The sequence below is a fragment of the Fluviicola sp. genome, from assembly GCF_030151805.1.
Taxonomy (GTDB): domain Bacteria; phylum Bacteroidota; class Bacteroidia; order Flavobacteriales_D; family Crocinitomicaceae; genus Fluviicola.
In genome coordinates this window covers 1-16,420 of the sequence record NZ_JASLCN010000218.1, presented here as the reverse complement: position 1 = coordinate 16,420, position 16,420 = coordinate 1, and the positions used below count along the sequence as shown (strand labels likewise).

Sequence of the window (16,420 nt, the reverse complement as noted above, 5' to 3'; positions counted from 1 at the left end):
AAAAACAGATATCAAAAGTATGATACTTAATATCATTAAAAATAGTTCTGTGATTCGTCTCCAAGACATACTATCGACCTGTGATTCTGTTTCTTTCGGATCTACTTCCCTAAATCGTATTTATCGACAGCTGCTTGTCCCCAAATGTTCTTATCGACCCGGTAAATGACTTCGCAATTTTTCAGTTCGTTGCAAATGGCATCAACTGATCCCCAACCGTAACTGCAGTTTCCTATTTTCTTTCCGTTTTTGTCATACACAACCGTTCCCGCATCATAAGCATTCAGTCCTGCAGTAAAAACGGTTTCTCCCTTGTACTTGCATTCGGAAATCTCTCCGTTTTTATAGGTTTTATAGAGTTCTTTCATTGTTTTCCAATGCTCCGGCTTTTTCTTTTTACAGGAAGTGTTTACAAACAGAATTGTCGCAAGAGCTAACAAAAGGGCGAAAAAAAATGGAAGTGATTTCATGATGACTACATTGAGTGTTCTTCAAAGATACCGGATTACGACAAAAAATAATTGTCTAAAGATGGAAAAGTTCAAAGGTTCAATTGTACGTTTCTGAACTTTTGAACTCTTTGAACCTTCTCAATTAACAATCTAATTCTTATTTCCAGCCTCCTCCAAGCGCTTTGTAAAGCAACACATTGTTCTGGTTTTTCAGTCGGTGAAGCTCCAGAAGTTCTACTTGTGACTGCAGGTAATTTTCCTGCGACGTAATGATTTCCAGGTAACCGGCTCTTCCGGATGTAAACAAAATCCGGGAGGTTTCCACCGATTGCTTCAACAAACTCACCTGCTCCTGCTTCACGTCTTTTCGATTCCGGAAATTATCATCGAGTTTCAACAACTGATACACTTCCGTAAAAGCTTGCAGAATCGTTTTCTCGTAATTCAGATATGCGGCTTGCTGTGATGCCTTACTCGCCATCAAATCTGCTTTCAAAGCTCTTCGATTCAATAAAGGCGTTACCAGGCCTCCAACGACATTGTAAGCAATTGAAGCGGGAGATTCAAACAAAAATGCGGCGCGAAACGATTGATAACCCAAATTTGCATTCAAGGTCAAAGCCGGATAAAAGGCTGTTTTCGCTGCTTTCACATCTGCATTCTGTGCTCTTAACTGGTAAGCTGAAGCCAAAATGTCCGGTCGATTTTCCAACATATCCGAAGGAATTCCGCTTTTTACGGCTTGTGTCAACTCCGGGTTCGTTTCGAAATCTGACCGGACAATCGGTTGCGGATAACGTCCCAGCAGGAAATTCAGCGTGTTTTCTTCTTCAATAATGACCTGGTCGACTTCCATTACCAATGCTTTTGCTTCAAGCAGTTCTGCAGAAATCAGTTCAATTGCCAATTGATTCGATTTCCCGATGTCTTTATGTAAACCAATTACTTCCAATGCATTTTGCTGCAACAGGATATTTTCTTCAATAATTGCCCGTTTCCGGTCCAGGAGCATCAAATGATAATACCGCTGGGCGATATCCGAAATCAGGTTTGTGATTACCAGGTTTTTCCCCTGTTCTTCTGCTAAAAACCGATTCAAGGCCGCTTTTTTCTTTGCTTTCAATTTTCCCCAGATATCAATTTCCCAGGTCGTATAAACTCCGGCATAAAAATCGGGAACCGGATTGGGAAGTTTTTGTTTGTTGTTCAGATTGGTTGAAAACTGTGTATCGTAGTTCCCCACTCCGTCAATGGTATAATCGCCAAAACGGCGAACTCCGGCGCCCAGGTTCAATCCCAGTTCAGGCAAACGGATTCCTTTCGTATATTGAACTCCGGCCCGTGTTTGCTGCACTTTCTGAAGTGCAATCTGCAAATCCTGATTGTTCACCAAAGCGGAATCAATCAGTTGAACCAGGATCGGATCGGTAAAAAATGCCTGCCATTTCAGCGGAGCTTCCGCGGTCTTTTTGATTGAATCTATCGCGATGAGCGTTGTTTGACTCTCATATTTCTGAGGAATCACCATATCGGTTTTCAACGCTTCATGCTGCACTTTACAAGCAGACAGAATGACCAAAACCAACAACAGCGTTCCTTGTTTTATTCTTTTGAATTGTTTCATTTTTTTGTTTTTGATTTGGAAGACAGGGATGCGAAAATGACGTACAATCCAGGAATCACGATGACTCCGAAAATTGTTCCGAACAACATTCCTCCCGCAGCAGCAGAACCAATCGTGCTGTTTCCGATTTCTCCGGCTCCGGAAGCCATCATCAACGGAATCATTCCGGCTGTAAATGCGAAAGAAGTCATTAAAATCGGGCGTAAACGGGCAACAGCTCCATCAATCGCCGCCTGAACCACCGTTCTTCCTTCGGATTGTTTCAGAATCGCGAATTCAATAATCAGAATGGCGTTTTTACCAAGCAAGCCGATGAGCATAATCATGGCAACCTGTGCGTAAATGTTGTTATCCAGGCCAAAGATTTGCAGGAAGAACATCGACCCGAAAATTCCGATCGGAAGGAACAACAATACCGGAAGCGGAAGCAGGAAACTTTCGTATTGTGCAGCCAATAGCAAATACACGAAGAGTAAACAAATAGCGAAAATGTAGAAAATCTGGTTTCCGGAAAGTACTTCTTCCCGCGTCATTCCGGACCATTCGTAATCGTAACCCCTCGGTAAGTGTTTCGCAGCAGTTTCTTCAATGGCTTGAATCGCTTCCCCACTACTGAAACCGGCCGCAGCTTCTCCGTTCACCATGGCAGAAATGTACATGTTGTAACGGGTCAATTGCTCCGGTCCGTAAACACGCTCAATTCGTGCAAATGCACTGTACGGAACCATTTCTCCTGCATTGTTTTTAATCCGGAGATGCAAAATATCTTCCGGTTGTGCGCGGTATTTCGGATCGGCCTGCACCATCACTTTATACATTTGTCCGTAACGGATAAAATTCGTCGCGTAATAACTTCCGATCAGGGCTTGCAAATTGAACAAGGCATCTTCGGCAGTGATTAATTTTCTCGCAGCAACATCCTGATCAATGTGAATCAGATACTGCGGGAAACTCGGGTCGAAGCTGGAAAAAGCATCTTTGATTTCCGGTCTTTTCTTCAATTCGCTGATGAAGTTGTCCGTGATTTTCGCTGTTTCCTGCAGGTTTCCTTTCCCGGTTTTATCCAGAACACGCACCTCAAATCCGTTGGCATTACCGAACCCCGGAACTGCAGGCGGAGGGAAAAATTGTATTTCCGCATCCCGGATATGACTCGTTTTGGCAATGAATTCGTCAATCAGTTCATTGGCATTTTTATCGCGCTCATGCCACGGTTTCAGGTTGATGGTTCCCATTCCGAATGAAGCTCCGACACCTTCCGTCATCATACTGTAGCCGGAAAGACTTGAAATAGATTCGACTTCCGATAAGGTTTGTGCAATTTCGTCGATTTCATCCATGACTGCTTCCGTTCTTTCCAATGTAGAACCAACGGGAGTTGTTACATTGACATAAACTGTTCCCTGGTCTTCCGTCGGAATAAACCCGGTTGGAAGTACTTTTCCGATTCCCCAGGTTCCTGCAATAAACAATAACAGAAGTGCTACCGTAACCGTTCTTCGATTGACGATCATTTCCAGCAGGCGTTTATACTTGTCTGAAATTTTATCGTATCCCCTGTTGAAAGAATCAAAGAAGCGCTGAATCAGTGTTTTCTTTGCATTCGGATCGACGGGTTTGAGCATCAAAGCACAAAGCGCAGGTGTTAATGTTAAGGCGTTAATTCCCGATATGACAATGGAAATCGCCATCGTGACGGAAAACTGGCGGTAGAAAACGCCTACCGGACCAGATAAAAAGGCAACCGGAATAAACACCGCCGACATCACCAATGTAATTGCCAGAATGGCTCCGGTAATTTCTTTCATTGATTCGATGGTTGCGGTTTTGGCATCCATGTGTTCGTCGTGCATCTTGGCATGAACGGCTTCTACCACCACAATCGCGTTATCGACCACAATTCCGATGGACAAAACCAATGCGAATAAGGTCAATAAGTTGATGGAGAAACCGAATAACTGCATGAATGCAAAGGTCCCGATCAGGGAAACGGGAACGGCAAAAATGGGGATCAGTGTTGATTTCCAATCCTGCAAAAACAGGAAAACCACCAATGCTACCAAAATGAAGGCTTCGATCAGGGTTTTGATCACTTCACTGATTGATGCATCCAGGAAGCGGGAAACGTCATAACTGATTGTATAATCCATTCCCGGAGGAAAAGATTTCTGTTTCATTTCTTCCAAACGCGTTTTCACCTGTTCGATGACATTACTCGCATTCGAACCCGGTCTTTGTTTCAATACGATTGCAGCGGAAGGACTTCCGTTTTCTTTGGAAATTACGTCATAATCAACCGATCCGAATTCCACTTCAGCAATGTCTTTCAAACGCACCATTTCACCCGTTTCGGACACTTTGATAACAATGTTACCATATTGTTCTTTTTCCGTCAGTTTCCCGGTATAGCGCAATACATATTGCATGGACTGCGATTTACGCCCCGAGCTTTCCCCGATTTTTCCGGGAGCTGCTTCCAGGTTTTGCTTGCGTAAAGCCGTCACCACATCCTGGGCGGAAAGTTCGTATGCATCCAGACGTTGCGGCTTCAACCAGATTCGCATGGCGTATTCCCGGTTTCCCATGATGTCGGCATAACCCACTCCGTCAATTCTTCGGAGTTCGGGAAGCACGTTGATATCCGAAAAGTTGTAAATGAATTTTTCGTCGACCGATGCATCACTGCTTTTGAGGTTAATGTACATCAACATACTGTTGATTTCCTTTTCAGTAGATACTCCGGCTTTAATGACTTCTTCAGGTAATTCGTCCAAAACGGTAGCCACCCTGTTTTGCACATTTACAGCTGCCAAATCGGGGTCGGTTCCTACTTCGAAGTAGATTTGAATAATACTTGTTCCGTCATTTCCTGATACGGAACTCATGTAAGTCATTCCGGGAACACCGTTAATGGCTCTTTCCAGCGGAGTTACAACTGCTTTCGAACATACTTCCGCATTTGCACCGGTATACCGCGTTGTTACCGAAACTGCGGGTGGCGCAATATCCGGGTATTGTGTGACGGGAAGCGAGGTCATTGCCAGCAATCCCAACAACACAATGAAAATAGAGATGACCAGTGAGAGCACCGGTCTTTCAATCATTTTTTGAATCATCGTAAATTTTTTAAGGGATTATTCTGCGGAAACTTCCTGAATGATGCGTTTTAAAGGAATCGTTTTCGGTTTGATCTTCATACCATCACTCACCGATTGAATTCCTTCATACAAAATCACGTCTTTCTTCGTAACTCCATTCGAAATGATGTAGAAATGAGGAATCCGGGCCTTGATTTCAACCGCACGCGTTTTCACTTTTCCGTTTTTTCCAACCACATACACATAGACTTTGTCCTGGATTTCGAAAGTGGCTTTCTGCGGAATGATCAATGCATGATCAAATTCCTGCTGCATCCGGACTTTTCCACTTGCCCCGTGCTTCAGGATTTTTCCGTTGTTGCTGAATCGTGCGCGGATTGACAGGTTTCCTGTTTCCTGGTCGATCTGACCGTCCATCGTTTCAATCATTCCTTCGCTTTGGTGCATTTTTCCATTGGCCATGACCAACTGAACTTTTCTACCCAACTCATTTCCGCGGGCAATTTTCAGCATAAATTCCAGGTATTCTTTCTCTGACACATTGAAATACGCAAAGATTTCATCGTTTTGAGATAAGTCTGTCAGAAGTGTTCCTTCTTCGACCAAAGAACCGATTTTGTGTGGCAATCTTGAAATCGTTCCGTTGAATGGTGCTCTGATCTCTGCATAGGAAAGCATTTGTTTCCCGTGAGCTTCTTCTGCCAGCATTTCTTCCACTTTGGCTTTCGCAATCTGCAATTTATTCTTTGCAAACTCGTATTCGATCCTGGAAATCACGTTTTTGTCCAACAACATTTTCGTGTTTTCCAATTCCAGTTCGGCATTTTTTGCTTCTGCGCGGGCAATTTTCAACAAGGCTCTGTCTTTTGCCAAAGCTTCGCTGTATTCCCGGTTGTTAATGCTAAACAGCAGTTGTCCTTCTTTCACATAAGCACCTTCGTCCACGTGAACTTTTTCAAGGTATCCGGCAGCTTTTGCACGGATTTCAATGTTTTTTACGGCAGCAATATCCGCTACGTATTCGATGAAGGTATTTGTATCAATGTGAACGGGAGATGTTACGGGATAAATTTCCGACACCTGTTGATTTTCTTTTTGATCTGCACACGAAGATAATGCAAGCAGAATCAGTACTCCATAGAGGAATACACCACGATAATTCATGTTGTGAAATATTAAGTAATTCTAATTTTATTTATGAAACAGTTGTAAACGAACTGTTCAACCGCGGTGGCGGAATCAGAATTTCCAAATAGATCGGGGTGAATGCCTGGAGCCCTGAAAATTCACGTTTTTGCTCTTCTAAAAAGAAGTAGGATGAAAAATCAAAACAAAGCGGCTGAATAATGGAATCACGGATAAACTCCAGTTCAAACGGAGTGTTGCAATCTGCTTCTGACGATTCGTCAAAAAAAGTTGCGTTTTTCTGGATCTTGTCAGTGTGTGAGATGAACGACTTATCTAATTGCATGTTATTGAACAGATATGTGCCCAACAGAAGAACAATCGCCAGACGGGAAAGTACCTTTGAAAGAAATATCAAATGTCCTTTGTTCTTCATGGTTGCAAAGTTACTCAAAAAACGGAAAAGAAGGGAGATAAATCCGTGAAACAGCGGCAGATTCTCTTAAAAAAACACAAATAGACATGTGTCTATTTGCCCAGTAAAATCAACCCTTAACGAAGGTAACGAGGTTGGTTTTTTTCACACAAACCAAGCAAAGAATATGTGTTTAAAATTTGTGTTAATCAGCATAACTAAAAAAAACACCGCACAAAACCTCAAAAATAAAACTGATTGAATAAATGCAAAGGAGCAAAGACCGCAAAGGATTTTCAGAAGTTTTTCTACTTTTCCTGCGGAGCATATTCCACCATATCAATTCCGATTCCGTTCGGGTCCTGAATGGCAAAATGACGATCTCCCCAAGGCTCATCCCGAAGTTCGATTTTGATTTCAATACCTTTTTGTTTCATTCGCTCATACCATGCATCTACATCTTCTACTTCTATTGTCAGGTACATTCCTGCTCCTGAAAACGGTTTATGAAACAAGCTTTGCTGACTCGGATGATCCGGGAGCAGAAAACTGATTTCGGCACTTTTATCCGGAGTGTGTAATAAGAGGTAAAACTCATTTTCAAAAGTCACTCCAAAGCCTAAGATAGTCGTGTAAAAAACTTTTGTTTCTACAAATTTGTCGGTTACAACTCCTGCGTTTAATTTCATCTTCTGTTGATTTTTATCGGTTAATCCTGTTTGCGAAAATACATGGATGCTTAAAAACAATCCTGCCAATACTGTCATGAATTTCTTTTTCATCTGAATGTTTTAGACTGCAAACATCCGACATATTGAAAACGAAACATAGGAAAAAACGGACAAATTTATCTTCCGAAGGCTTTGCCTGGTGTGACTCCGTAAAAATTCCGGAACTCTTTGATGAAATGCGACTGATCGTAATAGCCACTGTCGAAAAACAACTTATTCTGTTTCAGACTTTCGGATGAAGGTTTGGCTTTCAGGATATTTTGAAACCGAACGACCTGGCTGAAGGTTTTTGCCGTATCACCGACATAAAATTCAAACAAGCGACGCAACTGCCTGGAACTGATTCCGGTTTGTAAATCACTTTGAATGTCAACGACTCCGTTCTTTTTTAAGATCAGGTAAAGCGCATCATACAGTCGCTTGTCGTGATCAAGATTTCCGGTTGTGTGAATCTTCAAAAAGCAATGATCTAACATGTGCCGGATCTCTTCCGTTGTTTGTTCCTTGTTCAAACGATTTCGAATATAATCTGCCACAAGCGGTACAACCAAATCCAGCTTTTCAAAACGATTACTCAATTCACTGGCATTTACCCGGAACAATTGTGGAAACATGGTCGGTAAAAATCGAATTCCGATATAATGGAACGTATTTTCCAGCGGAAATTCAGTGAACTTCTTACAAAACCCCATCACATAACTGTCTTCCGGATTATTGAGTTCGAAGAAGATATCAATGCAGCCGTCGGCTACTACCCGGTAATTGAATGGTTCTGATAAAGTATGACTCGTTTTTAATTCCCAGTAACAATAAATGGAATCCTGTAATTGAAAATGAGGTAAAAACTCCGTATACAGAACCTGTTCGGACGAACGTCTGACCGTTGGCTGAATCGGAGTATAGAATTTTCGGATATCCATAGATTTCGCCAAAATAGAACATTCAGTGGTTTTCACAAAGAATCACCAATGGAAATCCCTTTATTCTATTCTCAAAGACCATTTATTGACCAGATCATATTCAGGTTCCCGGGTTCCGAAGTAAAGAATGGAAAGACAAACAGCTTCCAATCCTCCGAAGAAAATCAATCCCGTTCTTACCGATTCGGTATTTCCTTTCGCTGCTTCCACAGGAATGGAGATTACAGCCGCCAAACCTCCCAATGTGGCCAATGTTGCGGGCAGCATCAACGAACCGTTTTCCCATCTTTTATGGTGCTTAATAGTCGTAATCTGATCTATCCGGACACTGAAACTTGTATCTATTACGGAATTACCGCTAATCACTTTGGTTTGAAGTATTAAAACACTATCGTTAAATCCGTCGATTCGGGCATATGAGCTTTTACCATCCCTCGTTGAAATTCTAAAATAATCAGTTTGCTTCAACACCTTTGTTCTTCTGCTTCTCTGTTGATTTTGAAGAATCAATTTCTGTTGACTATACAAATTCAGGGATAAAAACAAGGCCAAAACGGTCAGCAAACCAACGTGTTTATGATCATTTATCCGGGACGAAATTCTGTTCATTTTTTGATTTATTCAGGTGTCAGATGTGTCAAAAATAAGGGCTCTCCACAAAGAAAACACATTTTCGATGTTAAGGATTTATAACTTCTGCAGTGTATTCATGCAACACTAAAAAGGACACAGATTTTCACCTGCATCCTTTTCACCTAAACACCTAACCATTTTTCACCTTGCGGCGAACATCAAACTAAACTATTACTTTATACTTACTTCTTTCCAATTCTCAATTGCCCGCATAGAATCTTCAAATTCTTTGATCTGTAATAAGAAGTGAATGAGACAAAGCTACAAGCAACTGACTTCAATGCTGTTATGAAAAAACCGGAAAGAGTTGTGAATTTAAGACGCGAAGAGTTCCGGTTTCAGGATTGATAATTGACCATCAACGATTCCTGCAATTCTTTCGGAGTAAGCCCGGTTGCATTTTTGATAAACGCGCTGAAATTTGCCGTGCTGTCAAAATTCAGTTCAAAGGAAATTTCTTTTAAAGAAAGATTACTGACCACCATCATCCGGCGAATCTCGATCATTAATTCTTCGTGAATGAGTTTCAAAGGCGCTTTTCCCAGGCATTTTTTACATAACGTTGTCAGCTTATCGGTACTGTAACTCATCATTTCTGCATAATCCGAAACTTTCCTCTTTTCTTTCGTGTGTTCACCGATCAGAGACAGAAACTTACTTACAAAATTGCTGTCGTCCATTTCAAAAGTTTGATTGCTGTGTTCGATCAGCGTAATCAGGATGATTTCCAGGTAGCTGTATGCTTTGTGAATCGACAAAACACTCAAATCTTTCACCTGGCAAAGATTCGAAATGATCTCAGTCAAAGAATAAATATGTTCGAATGCTTCCGACGATAAGCGGATTTTCGAATGCTGGAAATAAAGGTTGTGATGTTTGACCGGAAAAATAAAATCAAAGATGTTCTTATGAAACTGAATCAGTAGACCTTGTGCCGAATTTCGGTTCAGTAAATGAATTTGTCCCGGATAAACAACGTAAATATCTTCTGCTTCCAGTTCCGTTTTGGTAAAATCAATGAATTGATGTCCGTGCCCTTCTTTCACCAGGATAATCTCAAAATAATCATGGCGGTGCGGACTGTGAAAATCATACGTATTCGGATAGTCCAAAGGTTCTATGACCAATAATTTATTGGGGTGCGGAAAAGAGACAATACTCATGAACGATGAAACTAAAATAACAGGTTGTTTACTAAACGCCGAATATAGGGTTTTGGTTGGCTATTCTTATTCCTTTTCAATCAATGGGTTCTTTTTCAACTCCATATGCAGGATCGGATACGGTTTTCCAAAACCATCCAATTCTGAAGTGCTTTTTGTTTCGAAGCCAAAGTATTCGTAGAATTTCACCGCCTGTTCGTTTTGTGCATTCACATCCACTTTGGTAACCCCGGAATGCTCCAGAACATGCAGTAAGAGTTCCTTTCCGCTTCCTTTTCCCCGCTGATCGGCTGCAACAAAGAGCATTTCCAGATTCCCTTCATTTGTACCGGCAAATGCAATGATTTGTTGCTGTTCGTTTTTGATGCAATATAACGTTACGTGGTCGAAAAATGCAGGAACCAGCTTTTTGTAAAACTCAAAATCTGCTTCACTCAAAAAATGATGCGTTGCTTTCACGGAAGATTCCCAAACCGAAGTCAATTCATCGTATTCCGTTTTCTTTACAGGATCAATCATTACAGGAATTTTTGTTTCCGGCAAAACTACCCGTTTTTTTCCTTCGGAAGATTGAATTAATCCTTTTTCGCCTTCATATTCTTTCGCACGTAAATGTGATGCGTATTTTTGAAAAACCATGCTTTCGGATTGGTCGTATCGTACTCGATTTCGACATTGATATCCAGATTCGGGTCAACAAAACGTTCGAATTCCGTGTGTGTCAAGCCAAGTTCAAAGAATCGGATCTGCATCGCTTTTCCCCGTTTCATCAGTACCCGGACAAGTTCCCATTCTCCTGCATTTCTGCATACGGTCAGTAGTTGAGAAAGGTAATTCACTGAGCGATTGTCCTGCAAATAAAATTCCTCCAACACGTTTTCATCTAAAAACCGTTCAGCAATTCCCTGATTTATTGCGAAAATCAGAGGCTCATAATTGTTATTTATTTCAATCCAGGCAATGATTCTGTTCCTGTATTGATTGTTCTCATTCTGAACATAATATCTCACAAATTCATTTGCTACTCCAACAGGAACGAGATTTAAAACATCATTTGAGATGTACGGTAAAATGTATCTCATATTCACCCGCGTCATTGCAACCTGATTCGGGTTTTGCTGCAAATACAATGCTGCGTGTGTCCACATATCCGTTTGAGACATCACATCCTGTTGCAATGTCAGCAATTGGTTATTGGCTAGTTGAAGAACAGCCAGATCTGCCCAATTTGGTTTCACCGACTGATAATCTCTCACGATTTGCCCAACCGGATGGAAACCCAACATGGTTTTCTGATAAGAGCTCAACGTAAGGAGCCAATCTGTATATTGCGTTGTAAACTGAGCCCTGTTTCGTTCAAAACGCAATGAATTCATATCTCCGACATGATATTTCCGTTTCGACAAACTGTGTTCATCACGGATTCTGTTTTCCACAGCGTTGATATTCACATACTCTTCCGGATTATTCCACAACAATTTATCGGCTTCATCCGTTACGCCCATATCCGTTATTTGTTCTCCATGCAGCGGAGCTCCTCTGAGCAGCCGTTGTGCGTGCCCCAATTCATGTCCGAGTGTTACGAACTCAGGCATAATAACCTGGGAATCATTTTCTCCGATATTGTATCCGCCACCGTCCTGGGCGATTCGCACATAACTCCCCGTTCCGGTTCCTTTTTTACGCGCTTCATTTCCCCATTTCAGCAAGTTAGATTGATCATTCCCAATCAAAAAATCATGAAAATCCTCGGGGTCGAAATGGTCACCAACCTCGTCATACCCTGGTAAATCCTGTCGCGCATCATCTCCGCTGGAACCATTCATTTTATGATTATTCTCACGCAACGGATCCGTAGATGATATTGGAATTGCTTCTGATTCCGGCCGTTCTTTATCCCCCATTTCATTCCCGAAATGATCTCCGACAATGATTTTCTGTTCGCCGCCACCGCGATCCGTATTCAGATCTTCCAGCATATTTCTCCCGAATTGCCCTTCCAGTAAGCGTGCAAACGCAGCCAGCATCCGGTTGCGGAAGCCCTGAGCAGTTTCACGGATTTCAAGATTTCCTGAACCAGCCAGTAAGTCGGTCCAGATTCGGGTGATTTTTACCACTTCCGAGTTTTGCATTCCCTGCGTATTTACAGGCAAATGCTGCGTTTGAGAAATTTGAGCAATTAAATCACGGTGTTCCTGTTCTGCTTCGGCATATACTGTTTTTAAATAGATTGTGTTTGTAACAGCATTCATGTCTCCGGTTTTAAACTGATCAAACCATTCATGAATACTCGATAAAAGCGCTTTCAAAGCTCCGAGTCTCAATTGAAAATCCAAATCTGCACCCGGATCAATCTGGTGATAATTTCCCAGGTTTCCGGCAATAATTCCTAACTGCTGTTGCTGGGCTTGTTCCGGAGTCAAACCATTTTCAAAAACACCTCTTGAACGCAGTACGCATTGAATCGGCTGATCGTTGTTTTCTGCTGTTACTGTTCGCTCAGCATTTTTTTGATCCGCTGAACGAAGTAATTCTCCGCCAGTTTGAAAGAGTTGGGAAGTACTTTGAATGGATTCCTGCAGCTTTCTTTGCGTAAGTGATTCCGGGCGATTGTCTGCAAATTTCGAATCTGATTTTCCGGATGCTTTTCTTTTGGGAACATCTGCTAAAGTAGACGAAGTCTTGTTTACTCTTTTTTGTGTGGTGCGGATCATCATGCGCTTCTGTTTTGTTTTCGAAAACTTTCTTCACCATCCGCAAGAGTTTCAAAGTAGTTGTGAATAGTGCCCTTATTTAACCTGGTCTAAACTAGTGTTTTTTCTTCTTGAGATCAAATACCGGTTCAATTATTTCTTCATTTCCGGGAAGTCCGCATGGCTTTTACTTTTTGAATATCCGGATTATTCAGAAACTGCTGATATTCATCCGTCTCCAAACCATAAAGTGCCATTTTTCCGTTTGCATCATTGTGAACTCCAAAACCGTATGTTTTTGTCAATGGAGAAGCTCTGAAGCAAGCCTGACCTTTCGAAAAAAATTGTTTCCGCGCTTCTTCGTGTTCAGATTCCGTCAAGTCATTCCTGTCTGCGAATACCATGAAAAGAACGTCGTCGGAAGTATATTTGTAAGGATTTTTAGAAAGTAATTCGTACTGCAACCCGGCAATCGTTTTCTTATCTCCTTTTGAAGAAGGAACAATTGCACTGTTTACTTTCGTATCTTCCGCCACTTCAATAAACGTATTCTGATAGTTCGTCGTATGCGTTTTCATTTCTCCTTGAATCATTTGAAATTGAAATTTAAACAAAATGCGGAGATCTCTCCCCGCATTTCTATGGCATTCTATACTTTTTTTGTTTTAATCGGCTAAATCGAAACGATCCAGGTTCATGACTTTATTCCATGCTGCAACGAAGTCATTCACGAATTTATCCTGTGCATCGGCGCTTCCGTAAACTTCGGCAATTGCTCTTAGTTCTGAATTTGATCCGAAAATTAAATCTGCACGGGTTGCCGTCCATTTCAAAGCACCTCCGTTTCGACCATGTCCGTCAAACAGCTCCTGGTGCTCATCTTTTGCCGTCCAAACCGTGCTCATATCTAACAAATTCACGAAGAAATCATTCGTCAACGTTTCAGGTCGATTCGTCAACACTCCGTGTTTTGATCCGTCAAAATTGGCGTTCAACGCACGCATTCCTCCTACCAAAACGGTCATTTCCGGAGCTGTGAGTGTTAACAACTGAGCTTTGTCAATCAATAATTCTTCCGTTGAAACACTGTATTTGGTTTTCAGGTAGTTTCTAAAGCCATCCGCTATTGGTTCCAGGACAGCGAATGATTCCACATCCGTTTGTTCTTCGGAAGCATCCATTCGACCGGGTTTAAAAGGAACCGTAACATTTTTTCCTGCATTCTGTGCGGCTTTTTCTACTCCTGCACAACCTGCCAGCACGATCAAATCCGCTAAGGAAATACGTTTCCCACCCGCAGCATTGAATTCCTGACGAATCTTTTCCAATGCATCAAGCACTTTTGAAAGCTGTGCCGGATTATTCACCGCCCAGAATCTCTGAGGTGCCAAACGAATCCGTGCTCCGTTTGCTCCGCCACGCTTATCCGAACCGCGGAATGTAGATGCTGAAGCCCACGCCGTGCTTACCAATTCAGAAACAGAAAGCCCGGAAGCCAGAATTTTTGCTTTCAGATTCGAAATATCGTTTCCATCAATCAACGGATGATTCGCTGCCGGAATAGGATCTTGCCAGATCAATTCTTCTGCCGGAACTTCAGGACCTAAATAACGGGCAATCGGCCCCATATCTCTGTGAGTCAATTTGTACCAGGCACGTGCAAACGCATCGGCAAACTGATCCGGATTTTCATGAAAATGTTTGGAAATCTTTGCATATACCGGATCAAAACGCAAGGAAAGATCTGTAGTCAACATCTTTGGAGTATGTTTTTTCGAAGCATCAAATGCATCCGGAATATTCTTGTTGGAAGTTTTTGCGATCCATTGATGCGCACCAGCCGGACTTTTACTCAATTCCCATTCGTGTCCGAATAAATTGTCGAAGAACAAATTCGTCCACTGAGTGGGTGCTTGTGTCCAGATCACTTCCAAACCACTGGTAATGGCATCTCCGGCTTTTCCTGAGCCGTGTTTGCTAAACCAGCCCAAACCTTGTTTTTCGATGCTTTCTGCTTCCGGTTCCGGTCCAACTAAAGCAGCATCACCAGCTCCGTGAGTCTTCCCAAAAGTATGTCCACCCGCAATCAAAGCCACCGTTTCTTCATCATCCATTGCCATGCGGGCAAAGGTTTCACGAATATCTTTTGCTGCCGCAATCGGATCCGGGTTCCCATCCGGTCCTTCCGGATTCACATAGATCAATCCCATCTGAACGGCTGCCAGCGGATTTTCCAGGTTGCGGTTTCCGGAATAACGGCTGAACGGTTTGTCGCTCGTTGCGAGCCATTCCTTTTCCATTCCCCAGTACACATCTTCTTCCGGTTCCCAAACATCTTCCCGGCCTCCTGCGAAGCCAAATGTTTTGAATCCCATGGATTCCAATGCAACATTTCCGGCAAGAACCATCAGATCCGCCCAGGATATTTTTTGTCCGTATTTCTGTTTGATCGGCCACAATAATCTGCGCGCTTTATCAAGATTTCCATTATCGGGCCAGCTATTCAGAGGTGCAAAACGCTGTTGTCCGCCACCTGCACCACCACGTCCGTCACCAATTCGGTAAGTTCCTGCACTGTGCCACGCCATTCGAATAAAGAATGGTCCGTAATGCCCGAAATCTGCCGGCCACCAATCCTGGGAATCCGTCATCAACACATGCAAATCCTTTTTTAATCCCTGATAATCCAAGCTTTTAAATGCTTGTGCATAATCAAAACCGTCGTTCATCGGGTTTGACAAGGATGAATGCTGACGCAGAATATTCAGTTTTAACTGATTGGGCCACCAATCCCGGTTTCCGGTTCCTCCGCCTCCAAGACTGTGTTTTTGAGTTCCCCCGTGAAACGGGCATTGTCCACTTTCGTTCGAATTATTTTCCATAGTATGCGATTATTTAACTCAGGAAAGGAAGTTAGCAAAAAACATTTACGGAACAAAGGGAAAAATGATTAATTCTGCTCTACAGGAAAGTTGAAAGCTGAACCTATCGTCTTATTCGGATATTCCACTACAGCTTCCTGAAAATATACTTTCATGACATAGTTTTTCTTTGGCGTCAGATAATACCACATTGAAACCATTTTTCCAGAATAGTCTTTATCAATAACCAATTTAAAGTGATAATTATCTATTTTTTCAATCTTCAATTGATCCGTTTTGGAGAGAAGATCAATATCTGTATGTTTCACCAATTCCTTGTACTCTCCATCATAAGCTAAAGTCATAATTATCACCTCATTTTTCGGAAGGTTTCCATTCGTTTTGGCCTTATACTTGAAAATTTTTCGGGGAAGTGCAAATCCATTTTCATCCAAAAATATTTTTTCGTGATAATAAAGCGTATCTACTCTGGTTTCATTTTCAACCTCAACAATGTCAATCTGTTTTTCAGAAGTGCAGCTCACGAGTTGTAATAAAACTGCGGCTAAAAAGCCTGAAAATGCGTTTTTGTATCTCATTCAGAGTGTTTTTATCAAAGTCAATTTATGTATTTATTCTCTCAAAACGTCCACGGTACACCTGCAATAGCTTGTAAATTTCTACTGGAGTCTGTGAAAGCGAACC

Annotated in this window: 14 protein-coding genes; all 14 read right to left on the bottom strand. The window is 42.0% G+C overall.

What is annotated here, in order from left to right; all coding sequences use genetic code 11:
- Window positions 1-101 precede the first annotated feature (101 nt).
- The gene (locus tag Q1V93_RS08330) at window positions 102-470 is read right to left on the bottom strand and encodes a hypothetical protein (RefSeq protein WP_300663681.1); all 369 of its coding nucleotides are present in this window, start codon (window positions 468-470) and stop codon (window positions 102-104) included.
- A 139-nt stretch (window positions 471-609) separates the two neighbouring features.
- The gene (locus Q1V93_RS08325; RefSeq protein ID WP_300663679.1) at window positions 610-2,076 is read right to left on the bottom strand and encodes an efflux transporter outer membrane subunit; all 1,467 of its coding nucleotides are present in this window, start codon (window positions 2,074-2,076) and stop codon (window positions 610-612) included.
- The gene (locus tag Q1V93_RS08320; protein ID WP_300663677.1) at window positions 2,073-5,192 is read right to left on the bottom strand and encodes an efflux RND transporter permease subunit; all 3,120 of its coding nucleotides are present in this window, start codon (window positions 5,190-5,192) and stop codon (window positions 2,073-2,075) included. The genes Q1V93_RS08325 and Q1V93_RS08320 overlap by 4 nt, the downstream gene beginning before the upstream one ends.
- Before the next feature lie 18 nt (window positions 5,193-5,210).
- Complete coding sequence (locus Q1V93_RS08315) at window positions 5,211-6,338, bottom strand: efflux RND transporter periplasmic adaptor subunit (RefSeq protein WP_300663675.1); 1,128 nt, start codon at window positions 6,336-6,338, stop codon at window positions 5,211-5,213.
- A 31-nt stretch (window positions 6,339-6,369) separates the two neighbouring features.
- A complete protein-coding gene (locus Q1V93_RS08310; protein ID WP_300663673.1) occupies window positions 6,370-6,735 on the bottom strand; it encodes a hypothetical protein in 366 nt (121 codons plus the stop codon).
- A 287-nt stretch (window positions 6,736-7,022) separates the two neighbouring features.
- Entirely contained in the window at window positions 7,023-7,403 is a 381-nt protein-coding gene (locus Q1V93_RS08305; protein WP_300663683.1) for a VOC family protein, read from the bottom strand.
- Between the two features lie 158 nt (window positions 7,404-7,561).
- A complete protein-coding gene (locus tag Q1V93_RS08300) occupies window positions 7,562-8,365 on the bottom strand; it encodes a helix-turn-helix domain-containing protein (protein ID WP_300663671.1) in 804 nt (267 codons plus the stop codon).
- Between the two features lie 60 nt (window positions 8,366-8,425).
- Window positions 8,426-8,974: a hypothetical protein gene (locus tag Q1V93_RS08295; protein ID WP_300663669.1), complete on the bottom strand. Its 549-nt coding sequence runs from the start codon at window positions 8,972-8,974 to the stop codon at window positions 8,426-8,428.
- A 362-nt stretch (window positions 8,975-9,336) separates the two neighbouring features.
- Window positions 9,337-10,161 (bottom strand): helix-turn-helix transcriptional regulator, encoded by an 825-nt coding sequence (locus Q1V93_RS08290; protein WP_300663667.1) that lies wholly within the window; start codon window positions 10,159-10,161, stop codon window positions 9,337-9,339.
- Between the two features lie 66 nt (window positions 10,162-10,227).
- Window positions 10,228-10,800 carry a GNAT family N-acetyltransferase gene (locus tag Q1V93_RS08285; RefSeq protein ID WP_300663665.1) on the bottom strand — a complete coding sequence of 191 codons (573 nt, stop codon included), beginning with the start codon at window positions 10,798-10,800 and terminating at the stop codon, window positions 10,228-10,230.
- Window positions 10,737-12,878: a M91 family zinc metallopeptidase gene (locus tag Q1V93_RS08280; RefSeq protein ID WP_300663663.1), complete on the bottom strand. Its 2,142-nt coding sequence runs from the start codon at window positions 12,876-12,878 to the stop codon at window positions 10,737-10,739. The genes Q1V93_RS08285 and Q1V93_RS08280 overlap by 64 nt, the downstream gene beginning before the upstream one ends.
- Before the next feature lie 137 nt (window positions 12,879-13,015).
- A complete protein-coding gene (locus Q1V93_RS08275) occupies window positions 13,016-13,447 on the bottom strand; it encodes a DUF6157 family protein (RefSeq protein WP_300663662.1) in 432 nt (143 codons plus the stop codon).
- A gap of 72 nt (window positions 13,448-13,519) precedes the next feature.
- Window positions 13,520-15,736: a catalase/peroxidase HPI gene (katG, locus tag Q1V93_RS08270; RefSeq protein ID WP_300663660.1), complete on the bottom strand. Its 2,217-nt coding sequence runs from the start codon at window positions 15,734-15,736 to the stop codon at window positions 13,520-13,522.
- A gap of 68 nt (window positions 15,737-15,804) precedes the next feature.
- Window positions 15,805-16,314 (bottom strand): hypothetical protein, encoded by a 510-nt coding sequence (locus tag Q1V93_RS08265; RefSeq protein WP_300663658.1) that lies wholly within the window; start codon window positions 16,312-16,314, stop codon window positions 15,805-15,807.
- Between the last annotated feature and the right edge of the window lie 106 nt (window positions 16,315-16,420).

What these genes read in the sequence shown, in the direction of transcription:
- Q1V93_RS08325 (WP_300663679.1), bottom strand. Translation starts at nt 2,076, where the DNA reads ATGAAACAATTCAAAAGAATAAAACAAGGAACGCTGTTGTTGGTTTTG.
- katG (WP_300663660.1), bottom strand. Translation starts at nt 15,736, where the DNA reads ATGGAAAATAATTCGAACGAAAGTGGACAATGCCCGTTTCACGGGGGA.
- Q1V93_RS08265 (WP_300663658.1), bottom strand. Translation starts at nt 16,314, where the DNA reads ATGAGATACAAAAACGCATTTTCAGGCTTTTTAGCCGCAGTTTTATTA.
- Q1V93_RS08275 (WP_300663662.1), bottom strand. Translation starts at nt 13,447, where the DNA reads ATGATTCAAGGAGAAATGAAAACGCATACGACGAACTATCAGAATACG.
- Q1V93_RS08320 (WP_300663677.1), bottom strand. Translation starts at nt 5,192, where the DNA reads ATGATTCAAAAAATGATTGAAAGACCGGTGCTCTCACTGGTCATCTCT.
- Q1V93_RS08295 (WP_300663669.1), bottom strand. Translation starts at nt 8,974, where the DNA reads ATGAACAGAATTTCGTCCCGGATAAATGATCATAAACACGTTGGTTTG.
- Q1V93_RS08285 (WP_300663665.1), bottom strand. Translation starts at nt 10,800, where the DNA reads ATGGTTTTTCAAAAATACGCATCACATTTACGTGCGAAAGAATATGAA.
- Q1V93_RS08280 (WP_300663663.1), bottom strand. Translation starts at nt 12,878, where the DNA reads ATGATGATCCGCACCACACAAAAAAGAGTAAACAAGACTTCGTCTACT.
- Q1V93_RS08330 (WP_300663681.1), bottom strand. Translation starts at nt 470, where the DNA reads ATGAAATCACTTCCATTTTTTTTCGCCCTTTTGTTAGCTCTTGCGACA.
- Q1V93_RS08315 (WP_300663675.1), bottom strand. Translation starts at nt 6,338, where the DNA reads ATGAATTATCGTGGTGTATTCCTCTATGGAGTACTGATTCTGCTTGCA.
- Q1V93_RS08305 (WP_300663683.1), bottom strand. Translation starts at nt 7,403, where the DNA reads ATGAAATTAAACGCAGGAGTTGTAACCGACAAATTTGTAGAAACAAAA.
- Q1V93_RS08290 (WP_300663667.1), bottom strand. Translation starts at nt 10,161, where the DNA reads ATGAGTATTGTCTCTTTTCCGCACCCCAATAAATTATTGGTCATAGAA.
- Q1V93_RS08300 (WP_300663671.1), bottom strand. Translation starts at nt 8,365, where the DNA reads ATGGATATCCGAAAATTCTATACTCCGATTCAGCCAACGGTCAGACGT.
- Q1V93_RS08310 (WP_300663673.1), bottom strand. Translation starts at nt 6,735, where the DNA reads ATGAAGAACAAAGGACATTTGATATTTCTTTCAAAGGTACTTTCCCGT.